Below are 14,460 nucleotides of genomic sequence, written 5' to 3'. Positions count from 1 at the left end.
ACGCCGGGGCGGAAACGGAACGTTCGGGTGAGATCCGGTACGCAACCGGCACGCTATCGTTCCATCCGTGACCCGGGAGGCCCGGCGCTATGTGCTCGCCGCCGCGGTGGTGGCCGCCCTCGGCACCGTGTGGTGCGTGGCCCACCTGACCGTAGGGGCGGGCACCGAGGCCATCGCCTACGTCTTCGCCCCGCTGGGTGGCGTGTTCGCCACCGCGAGCGTCCACCGGCTGCTGCGCACCGGTGACCTCCAGCCGGTCGGGCGCCGGTTCTGGCGCACCATGCTCGCCGCCGTCGGGCTCATCTCGTTCGGCTACGCCTGGCTCGCCGTCGACATGCTCGCGCACTACACCGAGGCCCGGACCCACTCGATGCCGGTGCCGGCCGCCGCGTGCGCCGCGATCGGGTTCCTCGTCGCGATCTGGGCCATGATCCGGGTGCCCGTCGTCGCCGCCGAGGGCGTCGAGTGGTGGCGGATGCTGCTGGACCGCACCATCGGGTTCCTCGGCTGCGCGGTCGTGCTCTGGTACGCCGGGCTGGCCCCCATGATCGGGGCCGCGGAGCCGTGGAGCCCGCAGGCGATGGTGCTCACCGGGCTCGGGCTCCTCGTCGCGGTCGGCGCGGCCACGAAGGTGTCCTACGTCGCCGGCGGGCCCGTCGACCGCGACGCGATCCGGCTCATGGCGGCCGCCGGCGGGGTCACCGCCGCGATCGTCACCGTCCTCGCGGTCCGGCTCGGCGCGGCCGGCAGCGTGCCCGCCCAGGCGATCGTGATGCCGCTGACCCCGCTGCTGGCCACCCTCGCCGTCCTCGCCCAGGCGCGGGCCGACCTCGGCCTGCGCCGCGCCCGCGGCCGCAGCGGGGTGCTGCTGCCCTACCTCGCCGTGGCCGCGGCCGACGTGCCGCTCGTGGCCGTCGCGCTCGGTGCGCCGCTGAGCTGGCCCAGCCGCGTGGTGCTGCTCGCCGCGGTGCTCGTCACGGTGCTGGTGACGCTGCGGCAGTACCTCGCGTTCCGGGAGAACGCCCGGCTGCTGCACAGCACGCGGGTGCAGGAGGAGCGGCTGCAGCACGAGGTCAGCCACGACGGGCTCACCGGCCTGGCCAACCGCGCGCTGTTCCGCGACCGGATCGCCGCCGCCCTGGCCGCGGCCGAGCCCGCCCACGTGCTGCTCGTCGACCTCGACGACTTCAAGACCGTCAACGACCTGCTCGGCCACGGCGTCGGCGACGAGCTACTGGTCTCCGTCGCCCGGCTGCTGCGGGCCGAGGTGGGCCCGGACGGCCTGCCGGTGCGCGTCGGCGGCGACGAGTTCGCGGTGCTGCTCACCGGGGCCGGCGCCGATCCCGAGGTCCTCGCCCGGCGGCTGCTGGCCGCGCTGGACCAGCCGATCAGCGCGCACCGGCTGCTCGTGCAGGCCAGCGTCGGCATCGCGACGGCCTGGCCCGACCAGCCGGTCAGGGCGACCGTCGACTCGGTGCTGCGCGACGCCGACGTGGCCATGTACACGGCCAAGCAGCGGGGCAAGGCCGGGTTCGTGCGCTACGTCGACGGCATGGGCGAGCCGGTGCTGGCCCACATGCAGCTCGGCGGGGAGCTGCGCCGGGCGCTGGACAACGACGAGTTCCGGGTGGTGTACCAGCCGATCCTGCGCCTCGCCGACCACCGCGTCGTCGGCGTCGAGGCCCTCGTGCGCTGGCACCACCCGGCCCGCGGCGTGATCGGCCCGGCGGAGTTCATCGCGGCCGCCGAGCGCACCGGCCTCATCGTGCCGCTGGGCCTGTACGTGCTGCGCGAGACCTGCCGCCAGGCGGCCCGCTGGCGCGCCGAGTTCGGCCCCGGCAGCCTGCTCGAGGCGGGCCTGAACGTCTCCGCGCGCCAGCTGCACGACCCCGACTTCGTCGCCGACGTGACCGCCGCCCTGGCCGACACCGGCCTGCCCTGCGAGCACCTGGTGCTGGAGGTGACGGAGTCGGCGGTCCTGCGCGGCCAGCAGGTGTCGCGCACCCTGCACGAGCTCGACCGGCTCGGCGTCCGGCTCGCCCTCGACGACTTCGGCACCGGCGAGTCCTCGCTGAGCCTGCTGCGCGCCTTCCCGGCCGCCATCGTGAAGCTGGACAAGTCCTTCGTGGACGGCATCGAGATCGACGACGGCCAGCCCGCGGCGGCCGACGCCCGCCAGGCGGTCGCCCGCGCGGTGATCCAGCTGGCCCGGGCTCTCGGCCTGGACACGGTGGCCGAGGGCGTGGAGAGCGCCGAGCAGGCCGCGGTGCTGCGCGAGCTCGGCTACACCCTGGGCCAGGGCTACCACCTCGCCGAGCCGCTCACCGCCGAGGGCGTCTCGGCCCTGCTGGCCCGCCAGCGCTCGACCACCGTCGCCCAGTACCTGTCCTAGCCGCCCGCTCCTAGCCTCCCGCGAGGCGACCCCGGGGCTCCGGCTCAGCCGCCGTTGACGACCGACCAGCCGATGAAGACGAGCAGCAGGGCCGGCACCAGCAGGCCGTAGGCGGCGGGGCGGTCCAGCAGCGGCTTGCCGGGGTCCAGGGTGTGCTCGTTGCGCTCGCGCTGCGGCTCCGGCAGCGCCGCCACCCGGCCGCGGCGGGCCGTGTTGAGCAGGAGCACCCCCGCGGTGGCGAACAGCGAGAACACGCCCCACCAGCCGCGCACCATCGTCCGCGCGCTCATGTCGCGGTAGGCGGCCAGCCCGCAGTCGCGGCAGAACGGGCCGTCGAGGCGGCTGAAGCGCATCAGGACCAGCATGCCCTGGTGGCCGTGGAAGCGCACGTTCGCGGCGGGCGTCCGGTGGCAGAAGCGGCAGGAGGGTTCGGACATGGGACGGGTCAGCTCCGGGTGGGCTCGCGGATGGGGCGGCGCACACGGTACCGGATCATGGCCCTGCCGGGGGTCCCGTCAGCGGATCGCTCCCGCGCTGTCCCGCGGCACCAGCACCGGCTCGACCAGCGTCGCGTCGGGGACGGGGCGGCCGTCGAGCTTCGCCGCGACCAGCTCCACCGCGCGCCGGCCGATCTCCTCCGCCGGGATGCCGACCGACGTGAGCCGGGGCTTGGACCGCTCGGCGAGGTCGTCCGGGCCGATGGCCACCACGGACACGTCGTGCGGGACGGACCGGCCGAGCGCGGCGAAGGCGTCCAGCAGCAGCGGTACCGCCGGCTCGTTGTGCACCACGACCGCCGTGAGGTCCGGATGGCGCGCCAGCAGCGACTCCGCCACGGCGTGCACGGCGTCCGGGGACGGCTCGCACGGCACCGTCGACCCGGTGAGGCCCCGGCGGCGCAGTGCCTCGTGGAACCCGTCGGCGGTGCGGCGGGCGAAGCCGAGTCCCCGCTCGTACACCTCCGGCGGCGACCCGACCAGCGCCACGCACCGGTGCCCGAGGTCGGCGAGGTGGTCCACGCACCGCGCGCCGGCCGCCGCGAAGTCCAGGTCGATGCAGGTCAGCCCGGTCCCGTCGGCCGGGAAGCCGATGAGCACCGACGGCCGGCCGAGGGTGCGCAGCCGCGGCAGCCGGGGGTCGTGCTCCTCGATGTCCATGACGATGAGCCCGTCGGCGAGGGAGCTCGCGGACACCCGCTCCAGGCCCTTCTCCCCCTCGTCCTGGGTGAGCAGCAGCACGTCGTGGTCGAACCGGCGCGCCGCGGTCACCACGGAGATCACGAACTGCATGAGGATCGGCACGTACAGGCCGGTGTAGAGCGGCATGATCAGCGCGATCACGTTGGACCGGTTGCTGGCCAGCGCCCGGGCCCCGGCGTGCGGGTGGTAGCCGAGCACCTCGATCGCGGCGAGGACCCGCGCGCGGGTCTCCTCCGAGATGGTCCGCTTGCCGCTGAGGACATACGAGACCGTGCTCGGGGAGACTCCCGCCTGCTTCGCCACGTCACCGATCGTTGCCATGGCGCACACGGTAGCGGTTTCACGCCCACGCGTCCCGCAGCCGCGAGCGTTGTCGATCACGTTGTTCGCCGGCCGCCCAATCGCGCAGGGTTTTCGACGGTCTAGGCGAATGGGCGGTTCATGTCCGTTTTCCTGGAAGTTCCATCTGCGAACCGAATGGCTACAGAAGCACTCCCGCATGACGATGGCCTGGCGTGAGGCTGTTGTCGCGTGCAGAATCCGCCGCCCGCCCGGAGCCGGCGCCGCGGGATGTCGAGGCGCTCGAGGAGCTCGTCACCGCGCTCGGCGGGGCGGCCGACGAGGCGAGCACCTGGCGGATCACGGTCGAGTCGCTGGTGCGCTCGTACGGCTACGAGTACGGCGCCGTCTGGCTGCCGACCGGGCCCGGCGGCACGCTGGAGATCGGGTTCGCCACCGGGCCGGTGGCCGACCGGGTGCGGGCGGCCCCGACGGGCATGGTCACGCGCGCGTACCAGAGCCGGCAGGCGATCTACGCCGGCGACCTGGCCGAGGTGCGGGACTGCCCGCGGGCGGCGGAGGCGGTGCGGGCCGGGATGGTCGCGGCCTCGGTCGTGCCCGTCGTGCGGGACGGGCGCGTGGTCGCGGTGTTCGAGTACTACTCGCCGTACCACTTCCACGTCGACGAACCCAGGACGCAGAAGTGGAACGCGATCCTGCGCATCGCCGAGCTCGCGCGCAGCCAGGTGCTCGCGGCGGCCGAGCTGCGCCAGGACGCGAAGGACCGCGCGGCGGTGACCGAGGTGGTGACGGCGCTCGGGCACTCCAGCGACAGCCAGGCGGCGATCCGGGCGGCCCTGGACAAGGTGCGCAGCTCGTTCGGGTGGGCCTACGGGTCGTACTGGGAGGTCGAGGACCGCGGCACCGGCCCGGTGCTCGCGTTCCGCTACGAGTCCGGCTCGGCCGGGCCGGAGTTCCGCGAGGTGACGCTGGCGGCCACGTTCGCCGAGGGCGTGGGACTGTCGGGCCGGGCGTGGAAGGCGCGCGACCTGGTGTTCGTGGCCGACCTCGCCGAGCTGACCGACTGCGTGCGGGCGCCGGCGGCGCAGCGGGCCGGGGTGCGCTCGGGTGTCTGCTTCCCGATCCAGTCGGGCGGCCGGGTGGTCGGCACCATGGACTTCTTCACCACGGAGCGGATCTCGCTGAGCGAGTCGCGGGCCTCGGCTCTGCGCAACGTGCAGCAGCTGGTCTCCCAGCGGCTGGACATCGTGCGCGCCGGGGAGGCCGCGCAGCGCAACGGCCGGATGCTGCTGGACTCGATCGCCCGGCTGCGGGAGGCGAGCAGCGACGCGGCCGGGGTGGCTCAGGAGGCGGTGAGCCGCGCGTCGACCATGACGGGCGAGGTCGACGCGCTCGGCCGGGCGTCGGCGGCGATCGGCGACGTCATCAAGATCATCTCTTCGATCGCGGACCAGACCAACCTGCTCGCCCTGAACGCCACGATCGAGGCGGCCCGGGCCGGCGACGTCGGCAAGGGCTTCGCGGTCGTCGCGGGCGAGGTGAAGGACCTGGCCCGCGAGACCGCGGCGGCGACGCAGAAGGTGGCCGAGCAGATCGCCGGGATTCAGGACAGCACCCGCTCGGTCTCGGCCGGCATCCACACCACGAGCGACACGATCGGCCAGATGGACGCGGTCCAGTCGCGCATCGCCGCGATCCTGGAGGACCAGGCCGGCCTGGCCCGGCTGCTCAACGAGCGCTGAGGCTACCGGTCGTAGTCGTAGCGGTCGTGGTGGTGGTGCCGGTCGTCCGAGCGGAAGACGCTGGTCAGCGCGGCGGCGATGCCGACACCGACGACGGCGATGCCGACCTGGACACCGACGACCAGCCAGTCGTAGTTGTGCCCGGCGACCGTGAAGTGCTTGTCGCTGTGCAGGTCCCACCGGTCCGCGGCCCATGTGCCGGCCACCGCGGCGCCCATGCCGATCAGGGTGGTCAGGATGATGCCGATGGACTGGCGGCCGGGCAGGATGATGCGCGCCACGACGCCGATGACGGCGCCGAAGACGATGGCGGACAGATAGTCCTGAACGTGCACCGGGTGCCTCCCTGTAAGAACCGACACCCGCATTGTTCCGCCCCGGCGCAACCCCGCAACCCCTGCGCGTACGGTCGAGATACCGAGGAGGCGAACGCGAAGGGAACCCTGATGCAGGAACACAGCTTCGACGTCGTGGTCGTGGGAGCGGGACCCGGCGGCGAGGTCGCGGCCGGGCGGCTCGCCGAGGCCGGGCTGGACGTGGCGATCGTCGAGGACCGCAAGGTCGGCGGGGAGTGCTCGTACTGGGCGTGCATCCCGTCGAAGGCTTTGCTGCGCCCGGGCGAGCTGCTGGCCGAGGTGCGCCGCGTGCCGGGCGTGCGGGAGGCGGTCACCGGGCCGCTGGACGCCTCCGCGGTGCTGCGCCGCCGCGACGAGCTCATCGGCAACCTCGACGACGCCGGGCAGCTGCCGTGGCTGCAGGAGCGCGGCATCACCCTGTTCCGCGGGCGGGGGCGCCTCGATGGGGAGCGGCGGGTGGTCGTCGGCGACGCCGCGCTCCTCGCGCGCCGGGCGGTGATCCTCGCGGGCGGGACCGCGCCGGCGATGCCGCCGATCGAGGGGCTCGCCGAGGCCCGGCCGTGGACCAACCGGGAGGCCACGACGGCCAAGACGCTGCCGGGCCGGCTGGTGGTGCTCGGCGGCGGGGTGGTCGGGGCGGAGCTCTCCCAGGCGTACGCCTCCCTGGGCTCGAAGGTGACGCTCATCGAGGGCGAGCGGCGGCTGCTGCCCCGTGAGGAGGAGTTCGCGTGCGAGCAGGTCACCGCGTCGCTGCGGGAACAGGGCGTGGACATCCGCACCGCGCAGAAGGCGACCGCGGTACGCCGTGACGGCGAGACGGTCGTGGTGACCCTCGGCGACGGCAGCACCGCGACCGGCGACGAGCTGCTCGTGGCGACCGGGCGGGTGCCGGAGACGAGCGGGCTCGGGCTCGCCTCGGTGGGGCTCGCCGAGAACGGGTACGTCACCGTCGACGAGCACACCCGGGTGCCGGGCCACGACTGGCTGTACGTCGTCGGCGACCTCAACGGCCGGGCGCTGTTCACGCACATGGCGAAGTACCAGGCCGCGCTGGCGTCCGGGCACATCCTCGGCCGGCCGATGGCCGCGAACCACCTGGCCGACGGCAGCGGCGCCCCGCGCGTCATCTTCACCGACCCGCAGGTGGCCGCGGTCGGGCACACCGCCGAGTCGGCCCGCGCCGCCGGGATCACCGTGCGCGTGGTCGACCTGCCGACGTCGGGCAACGCGGGCGGCTCCTACTACGGCAACGGCGCCCGCGGCACGAGCCGGTTCGTGATCGACGAGGAGCGCCAGGTCATCGTCGGCGCCACGATCACCGGCTCGGAGGTCGCGGACTTCCTGCACGCGGCGACGATCGCCGTGGTGGGCGAGGTGCCGCTCGGCCGCCTGCGCCACGCCGTCCCCGCGTTCCCGACGCGCAGCGAGATCTGGCTGTACCTCTTCAACGAGCTCGGCCTCTAGGCTCGGTCCGGTCGATCGCGGCGGGCCGGGACGGGGTCCAGACCTCGTCGGCGCCCGTCGCAGGCCGGGCGTGGCCGGCCGGACAGGGCCCAGCCCCGGGGGGAGTTGCGGGGCGAGCCCGCGACCGTCCACGCGGCGCGGGCACCCCCGGCGCGGGATCGTGGCCGCGTGGACATGAAACTCGAGGTAGTGGTGCTCCCGGTCGCCGACGTCGACCGGGCCAAGGCGTTCTACACCGGGCTGGGGTGGCGGCTCGATGCCGACTTCCCGGCGCCCGACGGGCTGCGGGTGGTACAGCTGACGCCGCCGGGATCGGAGGCCTCGATCATCTTCGGGGACCGTCTCACCACCGCCGCGCCCGGCTCCGCGCAGGGGCTGCACCTCGTCGTGAAGGACATCGAGAAGGCCCGGGCCGAGCTCGCCGAGCGCGGCGTGGACGTCAGCGAGCCGTTCCACGACGCCGGCGGGGTCTTCCACCACGCCGGCACCGAGGGCCGGGTGCCCGGTCCGCATCCGGCCCGCGGCGACTACGGCTCCTTCGCCGCCTTCAGCGACCCGGACGGCAACGGCTGGTTCCTGCAGGAGGTGAGGGTCCGGGCGCCCGGCCGCTGACTTCGGCTCGCGGCGCCCCGGCCCGCGGACCGCGCTCCCGTACGATTCGATGCCATGAGCGTCGTGGTGATCGGGGCGGTCAATGCCGACCTCGTGGTGCGGGTGCCCCGGATCGCCGCGCCCGGCTCGACCGTCGTCGCGACCGGCTCGTCGACGGGCCACGGGGGCAAGGGCGGCAACCAGGCCGCGGCGGTCGCAAGGCTCGGCGGTTCGTGCCGCCTGATCGCCCGCGTAGGGCCCGACTTCGACGCCGCCTCGCTGTCCGGTGTGGACCTGTCCGGCGTGGTGCACGACACCGCCCCGACGGGCCTCGCGGTCGTGCTCGTCGACGACACCGGCGAGAACGCCATCACCGTCGTGCCCGGCGCGAACGCGAACCTCTCCCCCGCCGACGTGCCCGCCCTGACCGGCGAGGGGGTGCTGCTGGCCAGCCTCGAGGTGCCGCTGGACGCGGTGCTGGCGGCGGCCCGGAGCGGATGGACGTTCGTGCTCAACCCGGCACCGGCGGTACCGCTGCCGCCCGAACTGCTCTCGCTCGTGGACGTGCTGGTGCCGAACGAGCACGAGCTGGCCGTGCTCGGCTCCCCCGCTTCGTTGCTGGCCGGGGGCGCGAAGGCCGTGGTCGTCACGCTCGGCGCGGCCGGGTGCCGCATCCACCGCGCGTCGGGCACCGTCGACGTCCCGGGCCACCGCGTGGCCACGGTGGACACCACGGGCGCGGGCGACGCCTTCTGCGGGGCGCTGGCGTGGGCCCTGGACGCGGGCCACGACCTCGACGAGGCCGCCCGCCTGGCCTGCGCCGCGGGCGCCCTGGCCACAACGGCCGTCGGCGCGCGAACCGCGCTGCCCACCGCCGCGGAGCTCAGCGCGCTGCGGTAGCGAGCGGGACGGTGTCGAGCAGCGACCAGTCGTGGCTGATGTCGGCCGCGGCGCGCAGCAGCAGCGGCAGGTGGTGCTCCAGCAGGTGCTCGACGCTCGTCTCGGCGGCGTGGACGGTCACGTTCATGGCCGCGACCACGCGCCCCTCGCCGTTGCGCAGGCCCGTGGCGACCGAGCGGATGCCGGGCGCGAGGTCCTGGTCCGCGAGCGCCCAGCCCTTCGTGCGGACCTCGCGCAGGGCCGCGTCGAGCTCCTCGCGCGGCGGGTGCCAGCGCGCGTCGATGCCCGAGCGGGTCGGCTGGGCCAGCAGGGCGGTCAGCTCGTCGGGGGTGAGGGCGGCCAGGAGGACCTTGCCCATCGAGGTCGCCGGGGCGGGGAAGCGGGTGCCGATGGTGACGGCGAGGGTGACGATCTTCGGTACCGCCACCCGCGCCACGTACACGATGTCGGACCCGTCGAGCTGGGCCAGGGACGTCGACTCCCCCGTGGCGGCGACCAGGCGCTCCATGTGCGGGCGGGCCACGTCCCACACGGACAGCGCGTTGACGTAGGCCATGCCGAGCTCCAGCACCCGGGGGGTGAGCGCGAAGCCGCGCTCACCCGACGAGCGGACGTAGCCGAGCTCCTCCAGCGTGAGCAGGATTCGCCGGACGGTGGGGCGGGCCAGGCCGGTGGCGGTGGCGACCTCGCTGAGGGTCATCACCGGCCGGCCCGGCCGGAAGCAGCGCACCACGTCCAGACCGCGCGCGAGAGCCTCGATGAAGTCCGGTCCCGCTTCGCGTGGCATGAAGAACCTTCCCTATTGCTTCCACTGCGCCGAGCCGGCGTCGTAGTCGGTGTACGTGTATGGATTGTCCATCACCTTGGTTTCCGGGATGTCGGGGTTCATGCCCCGCTCCCACGCGTCGCGGCCCATGGTGGCGATGAGGTGCTCGACGGTCGCCTCGACGTCGGCGCGGGCCTTGGCGAGGTCGGCCCCGACGAGGCGGTGCTCGTGCTTCACCACGCGGCCGTCGACCACGACGGTGTGCACGTCGCCGCGCTGGGCCTGGAAGGCGACGTGGCCGTACGGGTTGAGGATCGGGAACATGACGGGGCTGGCGTCGTTCTTGAGCAGTACGACATCCGCCTTCTTGCCGGTCTGGATGCTGCCGATCCGGTCGTCGAGGCCGAGGGCCCGGCTGCCGCCCCGGGTCGCCCAGTCCACGACCTGTTCGGCGCGCAGGTGCACGTGGGTGACGGTCTCGGCGCGGTCGTGGGCCACGAGGTGCTCGCGGGACCGGTCGGCGCCGAGGGTCGTGCGCATGGCGGAGAACAGGTCGCCGCTCCACCACACGCTGGTGTCCATCGACAGCGACACGGGGATGTCGTGCTCGCGCAGGATCCAGGTGGGCGGGTAGCCCTGCCCGGCGCTCTGCTCGCTCTCGGTCGACACCGAGACGCTGCCCCCGGTCGCGGCGATGCGGTGGTACGAGTCGTGCGTGAGCGTCGCCGCGTGCACGTAGACCGTTTCCGGCGTCATGAACCCGTGCTCGTGCATGAGCCGGATGCCGTCGTCGTTGGTCGCACCCCACACGCCCGCGTGGGTGGTGACGGGCACGCCGAGGTCGCGGGCCACCTCGAACGCGGCCTTCTCCGGGAACGCGGGGTCGCCGGTGACGTCGAAGGCCATCTGGAAGCCCAGCCGGTCCGAGCCGGTGATGCGGCGGCTGACGAAGTCGCGGAACTCGGGCGCGGCCGACCACTCCCACGGGCCCTGCTGGATGTTGCCGTACGCGAGCACGAACCGGCCCGGCACCGACTCCAGGGCGTCGACGGCCGCGTCGGCGTGCTGGGTGCTCTGCAGGCCGTGCGACCAGTCGACGGTCGTGGTGACGCCGGCGTCGAGGGCCTCCCAGGCCGCGAGCACGTTGCCGGCGTAGATGTCCTGGGGGCGGAAGTGCTTGCCGGACTCCAGGTAGTACCAGACGAAGTATTGGGTCAGGGTCCAGTCCGCGCCGTAGCCGCGCATCGCGGTCTGCCACATGTGGCGGTGCGTGTCGACCATGCCCGGCATGAGGATGCCGCCGGACGCGTCGATCTCCTGCGTGCCGGGCGGGGCGGTGAGGCCGACGCCGATCTCGGCGATGCGCTCGCCGACGATCAGGACGTCGGTGCCCGGGAGCACGGTGTGGGTGTCGTCCATGGTGAGGACCAGTGCGTTGCGGAAGATGACTGCGCCCATCGCGGGCTCCAATCTCGGACGTCCGTCCGCCTGGCGGGCAGATTGGTTGGGTAGCGACATTCTGTTCGCGGTGATGTACCGTGTCAACGAGTTGCGGACGGTTGTCCGTAGAGCGGACGGAGGCAGCGTGGGACCACTGGACGGGCTGCTCGTCGCGGACTTCTCGCGGATCCTCGCGGGGCCGTACGCGACGATGCTGCTGGCCGATCTCGGCGCCGACGTCATCAAGGTGGAGGGACCGGGCGGGGACGACACCCGCACCTGGATGCCCCCGGTCCGCGACGGCCTCTCCACCTACTATCTCGGCATCAACCGCAACAAGCGGTCGATTGCGCTGGACTTCCGCGATCCGGACGACCTCGCGGCCGCGCAGGCTCTCGCCGGGCGCGCCGACGTGCTCATCGAGAACTTCAAGCCCGGCGGCCTCGAGCGGTTCGGGCTGGACTACGAGACCCTCGCCGCGCGCAACGAGAAGCTCGTCTACGCGTCCATCTCCGGCTTCGGCACCGCGGCCGGGGCGTCGCTGCCGGGCTACGACCTCATGGTCCAGGCCATCTCGGGCCTCATGAGCCTGACCGGCGACGCCGACGGCCCACCGTTTCGAGCCGGCATCTCCGTGTTCGACGTGATGGCCGGGATGCACGCGGGCCTGGGCATCCTCGCCGCACTGCACCACCGGGCCGGCAGCGGGCGTGGCCAGCACGTCGAGGTCAACCTGCTCTCCTCGGCCCTGTCGGGCCTGGTGAACCACAGCAGCGGCTACGTCGCCGGCGGCACGGTGCCGTTCCGGATGGGCAACGCGCATCCGAGCCTGTTCCCGTACGAGCCGCTGCCCACCGCCGACGGCGAGCTCATCGTGATCGCGGGCAACGACCCGCAGTTCGCCAAGCTGTGCGGCGTCCTCGGCCTGCGGCACCTGCTCGACGACCCGCGGTTCGCGCACAACCAGGACCGCACCGCCAACCGCGAGGCCCTGCGCCCGCTGCTCGTCGAGGCGCTCGCCGCCAAGGGCAAGGACGAGTGGTTCACCGTGCTGACCGCGGCCGGGGTGCCGTGCGCGCCGATCAACACGATCGACGGCGGCGTCGCCTACGCCGAGAACCTCGGGCTCGACCCCGTCGTGGTCACCGGCGGCATCCCCGGCGTGCGCAACCCGATCACCTTCTCGGCGACACCGCCGCGCTACGAGCTGCCACCCCCGTCCCTGGACGAGCACGGCGAGGAGATCCGCCAATGGCTGAAGAGCTGAGCTTCCCCACCGGCATCGGCACGTCCGACGCCGACCAGATCCGGCTGCTGGGCCAGGACCTCGCGGCCGACCTGATGGGCAAGGTCGGCTTCGGCGAGCTGGCCTTCTGGCTGGTGGCCGGGCGCCGCCCCGCACCCGGCGAGACGCGGGTGTTCGAGGCGGTGCTCGTCGCCCTGGCCGACCACGGGTTCACGCCCACCGCGATCGCCGCGCGCGTCACCTACGCCAGCGCCCCGGAGGCCCTCCAGGGCGCCCTGGCCGCGGGCCTGCTGGGCGGCGGGTCCCGGTTCCTGGGCGTCACCGAGGACTGCGGCCGGTTCCTGGCCGGCGTCCTGCACGCGCAGGGCGACCTCCCCGCGACCGACGCGGACTGGGACGCACTCGCCGAGCGGGCGGTCCGGGACCAGCGCGCGGCCGGCCGGTTCGTGCCCGGCCTCGGCCACCCCGTGCACAAGGTCCAGGACCCGCGCACCCCCGTGCTCATCGGCATCGCCGAGGCCGAGGGCCTGCGCGGCCCGCACCTGCGCCTCTTCGAGGCCATCGGGCGCGTCCACCCCGCGGTCCTCGGCCGCACCCTGCCGCTCAACGGCGCCGGCGTCTGCGGGGCCGCGCTCGCCGACCTCGGCCTGCCGGTGGAGATGCTGCGCGGGTTCGCGCTGCTGGCCCGCGCGGCCGGCCTGCTCGGGCACCTGGCCGAGGAGCGGCGCACGAACCTCGGCCTGGAGATCTACAAGACCGTCGACCGCAACGCGCGGTACACCGCCTAGAAGGAAGGAGTCGCCGTGGCCCAGATCGTCGCGGTGATCGCCTCGACGCACCACCCCTTCTACTACAAGGCCAGCACGGCCACCGGCGAGGACCGGCCGCCGTTCGCCGACGAGTGGGTGGCGAAGATCCTGCGCTTCCGGGAGACGCTCACCAAGGCCCGCCCGGACGTGCTGGTGATGGTCGGCTCGGACCACTTCCACCAGCTGTGGCTGGACAACATGCCGCAGTTCCTCATCGGCAAGGCGCCGTTCTTCGACGCCAACTGGTACAACGAGGAGCGCGAGTTCGGCCTGCCGCGGATGCGCCTCGCGGGGCAGGAGGACCTTTCGGCGTACATGCTGCGGGAGGGCCTCGACGCGGGCTTCGACCTCGCGTTCAGCAACGAGCTGCGCATCGACCACAGCATCACCTGCCCGATCATCACCCTGCGGCCCGAGGCCGACCTGCCGATCGTGCCGGTCTACACGAACATCTTCGCCCCGCCGCTGCCCCGGCCGAAGCGCTTCGTCCAGCTCGGCCAGACGATCCGCGAGCTCGTCGAGGCCTGGCCGAGCGACCTGCGGGTGGCCGTCATCGGCACCGGGCACCTGTCGCTGGAGCTGGGCGGCCCGCGCCAGTTCGGCCCGCACGGCCCGGACCCCGAGTTCGACGCCCGCGCCGTGGAGTGGATCGCCAACGGCGACCTCGACGGGTGCCTGTCGGAGGTGACGCTGGACAGCCTGCACGCGCCGGGCAACGCCACGCACGGGTTCATGGACTTCATGCTCATGATGGGCGTCGCCGGGGCCGGCCGGAAGGCCGACTACGTCGACACCTACGACCTGTTCCACACCATGGAGGCGTACTTCACCTGGTACCCGTCGGGGGTGCCGGCATGAGCAAGTACCTGCTGGACAAGTTCCTCTTCACCGTGGACCGCGACCCGGAGCTGGTCGAGCGCTACCGGGCCGAGCCCGCCGAGACGGTCGCGTGGTGGGAGGCCAACATGGCCAACGCGCTGCTGAACTGCCACACCGGTGAGGCCTCGACGTGGCAGGCCTTCTCGGCGCGGGAGCGGGCCGCGCTGGCCGGCCACGACTACGTGGCGCTGTTCGAGCTCGGCGCGCACCCCTTCCTGACGCTGACGCTGTTCATCGCGATGTTCGAGCGCGACCACCCCGAGCCGCTGGGGTTCCAGAAGGAGTACGCGCTGCGGCTGGCGCACTTCGACCTGCCGTACCCGGACATCGCGACCTGACATGCGGGCCGCCCTGATCGTCCGATGTGGACAACCGC

The 14,460-nt window shown here is 73.5% G+C and carries 14 protein-coding genes; 9 read left to right on the top strand and 5 right to left on the bottom strand.

Annotated features, from left to right (window positions below; translation table 11 throughout):
* The first annotated feature begins 67 nt into the window (after positions 1–67).
* Positions 68–2,392, top strand: a complete 2,325-nt coding sequence (locus ACQP1P_RS18690; RefSeq protein WP_433087954.1) for a putative bifunctional diguanylate cyclase/phosphodiesterase — start codon at positions 68–70, stop codon at positions 2,390–2,392.
* A 44-nt stretch (positions 2,393–2,436) separates the two neighbouring features.
* Here ACQP1P_RS18690 and ACQP1P_RS18685 read toward each other — a convergent pair whose 3' ends face one another.
* A complete protein-coding gene (locus tag ACQP1P_RS18685; RefSeq protein WP_433087953.1) occupies positions 2,437–2,829 on the bottom strand; it encodes a hypothetical protein in 393 nt (130 codons plus the stop codon).
* A gap of 78 nt (positions 2,830–2,907) precedes the next feature.
* Positions 2,908–3,912, bottom strand: a complete 1,005-nt coding sequence (locus tag ACQP1P_RS18680) for a LacI family DNA-binding transcriptional regulator (RefSeq protein WP_433087952.1) — start codon at positions 3,910–3,912, stop codon at positions 2,908–2,910.
* A 194-nt stretch (positions 3,913–4,106) separates the two neighbouring features.
* Between ACQP1P_RS18680 and ACQP1P_RS18675 the strand changes: the two genes are divergently transcribed.
* Complete coding sequence (locus ACQP1P_RS18675) at positions 4,107–5,633, top strand: methyl-accepting chemotaxis protein (protein WP_433087951.1); 1,527 nt, start codon at positions 4,107–4,109, stop codon at positions 5,631–5,633.
* A gap of 2 nt (positions 5,634–5,635) precedes the next feature.
* Here the strand turns inward: ACQP1P_RS18675 and ACQP1P_RS18670 are convergent, their stop codons facing one another.
* On the bottom strand, positions 5,636–5,968 hold the full coding sequence (locus tag ACQP1P_RS18670; RefSeq protein WP_433087950.1) for a GlsB/YeaQ/YmgE family stress response membrane protein: 333 nt from the start codon (positions 5,966–5,968) through the stop codon (positions 5,636–5,638).
* Positions 5,969–6,079: 111 nt separating this feature from the next.
* Here ACQP1P_RS18670 and ACQP1P_RS18665 point away from each other — a divergent pair, with 111 nt between their 5' ends.
* The 3 genes from ACQP1P_RS18665 (at position 6,080) to ACQP1P_RS18655 (ending at position 8,944) form a co-directional block, all read left to right on the top strand.
* The gene (locus ACQP1P_RS18665; RefSeq protein WP_433087949.1) at positions 6,080–7,453 is read left to right on the top strand and encodes a dihydrolipoyl dehydrogenase family protein; all 1,374 of its coding nucleotides are present in this window, start codon (positions 6,080–6,082) and stop codon (positions 7,451–7,453) included.
* 174 nt (positions 7,454–7,627) lie between these two features.
* Entirely contained in the window at positions 7,628–8,065 is a 438-nt protein-coding gene (locus ACQP1P_RS18660; RefSeq protein WP_433087948.1) for a VOC family protein, read from the top strand.
* Between the two features lie 54 nt (positions 8,066–8,119).
* Positions 8,120–8,944, top strand: a complete 825-nt coding sequence (locus tag ACQP1P_RS18655; protein WP_433087947.1) for a ribokinase — start codon at positions 8,120–8,122, stop codon at positions 8,942–8,944.
* Here the strand turns inward: ACQP1P_RS18655 and ACQP1P_RS18650 are convergent.
* Together ACQP1P_RS18650 and ACQP1P_RS18645 are read right to left on the bottom strand one after the other, a co-directional pair.
* The gene (locus tag ACQP1P_RS18650; protein WP_433087946.1) at positions 8,928–9,731 is read right to left on the bottom strand and encodes an IclR family transcriptional regulator domain-containing protein; all 804 of its coding nucleotides are present in this window, start codon (positions 9,729–9,731) and stop codon (positions 8,928–8,930) included. The genes ACQP1P_RS18655 and ACQP1P_RS18650 overlap by 17 nt on opposite strands.
* A gap of 12 nt (positions 9,732–9,743) precedes the next feature.
* A complete protein-coding gene (locus ACQP1P_RS18645) occupies positions 9,744–11,168 on the bottom strand; it encodes an amidohydrolase family protein (RefSeq protein ID WP_433087945.1) in 1,425 nt (474 codons plus the stop codon).
* Positions 11,169–11,295: 127 nt separating this feature from the next.
* Here ACQP1P_RS18645 and ACQP1P_RS18640 point away from each other — a divergent pair, with 127 nt between their 5' ends.
* From ACQP1P_RS18640 to ACQP1P_RS18625, 4 genes are read left to right on the top strand one after another with little or no spacing between them, the layout of a single operon-like run.
* Entirely contained in the window at positions 11,296–12,417 is a 1,122-nt protein-coding gene (locus ACQP1P_RS18640) for a CaiB/BaiF CoA transferase family protein (RefSeq protein WP_433087944.1), read from the top strand.
* Entirely contained in the window at positions 12,402–13,184 is a 783-nt protein-coding gene (locus ACQP1P_RS18635) for a citryl-CoA lyase (protein WP_433087943.1), read from the top strand. Before ACQP1P_RS18640 ends, ACQP1P_RS18635 begins: the two co-directional genes overlap by 16 nt.
* Before the next feature lie 15 nt (positions 13,185–13,199).
* The gene (locus ACQP1P_RS18630) at positions 13,200–14,063 is read left to right on the top strand and encodes an extradiol ring-cleavage dioxygenase (protein WP_433087942.1); all 864 of its coding nucleotides are present in this window, start codon (positions 13,200–13,202) and stop codon (positions 14,061–14,063) included.
* A complete protein-coding gene (locus ACQP1P_RS18625; RefSeq protein ID WP_433087941.1) occupies positions 14,060–14,422 on the top strand; it encodes a hypothetical protein in 363 nt (120 codons plus the stop codon). Before ACQP1P_RS18630 ends, ACQP1P_RS18625 begins: the two co-directional genes overlap by 4 nt.
* The last annotated feature ends 38 nt before the right edge of the window (positions 14,423–14,460 follow it).

It is taken from the genome of Dactylosporangium sp. CA-052675, from assembly GCF_050947935.1.
Taxonomy (GTDB): Bacteria; Actinomycetota; Actinomycetes; order Mycobacteriales; family Micromonosporaceae; genus Dactylosporangium.
This window is presented reverse-complemented; position numbering and strand designations above follow the sequence as displayed.

What these genes read in the sequence shown, in the direction of transcription:
- ACQP1P_RS18650 (WP_433087946.1), bottom strand. Translation starts at nt 9,731, where the DNA reads ATGCCACGCGAAGCGGGACCGGACTTCATCGAGGCTCTCGCGCGCGGT.
- ACQP1P_RS18635 (WP_433087943.1), top strand. Translation starts at nt 12,402, where the DNA reads ATGGCTGAAGAGCTGAGCTTCCCCACCGGCATCGGCACGTCCGACGCC.
- ACQP1P_RS18645 (WP_433087945.1), bottom strand. Translation starts at nt 11,168, where the DNA reads ATGGGCGCAGTCATCTTCCGCAACGCACTGGTCCTCACCATGGACGAC.
- ACQP1P_RS18660 (WP_433087948.1), top strand. Translation starts at nt 7,628, where the DNA reads ATGAAACTCGAGGTAGTGGTGCTCCCGGTCGCCGACGTCGACCGGGCC.
- ACQP1P_RS18665 (WP_433087949.1), top strand. Translation starts at nt 6,080, where the DNA reads ATGCAGGAACACAGCTTCGACGTCGTGGTCGTGGGAGCGGGACCCGGC.
- ACQP1P_RS18655 (WP_433087947.1), top strand. Translation starts at nt 8,120, where the DNA reads ATGAGCGTCGTGGTGATCGGGGCGGTCAATGCCGACCTCGTGGTGCGG.
- ACQP1P_RS18685 (WP_433087953.1), bottom strand. Translation starts at nt 2,829, where the DNA reads ATGTCCGAACCCTCCTGCCGCTTCTGCCACCGGACGCCCGCCGCGAAC.
- ACQP1P_RS18680 (WP_433087952.1), bottom strand. Translation starts at nt 3,912, where the DNA reads ATGGCAACGATCGGTGACGTGGCGAAGCAGGCGGGAGTCTCCCCGAGC.
- ACQP1P_RS18625 (WP_433087941.1), top strand. Translation starts at nt 14,060, where the DNA reads ATGAGCAAGTACCTGCTGGACAAGTTCCTCTTCACCGTGGACCGCGAC.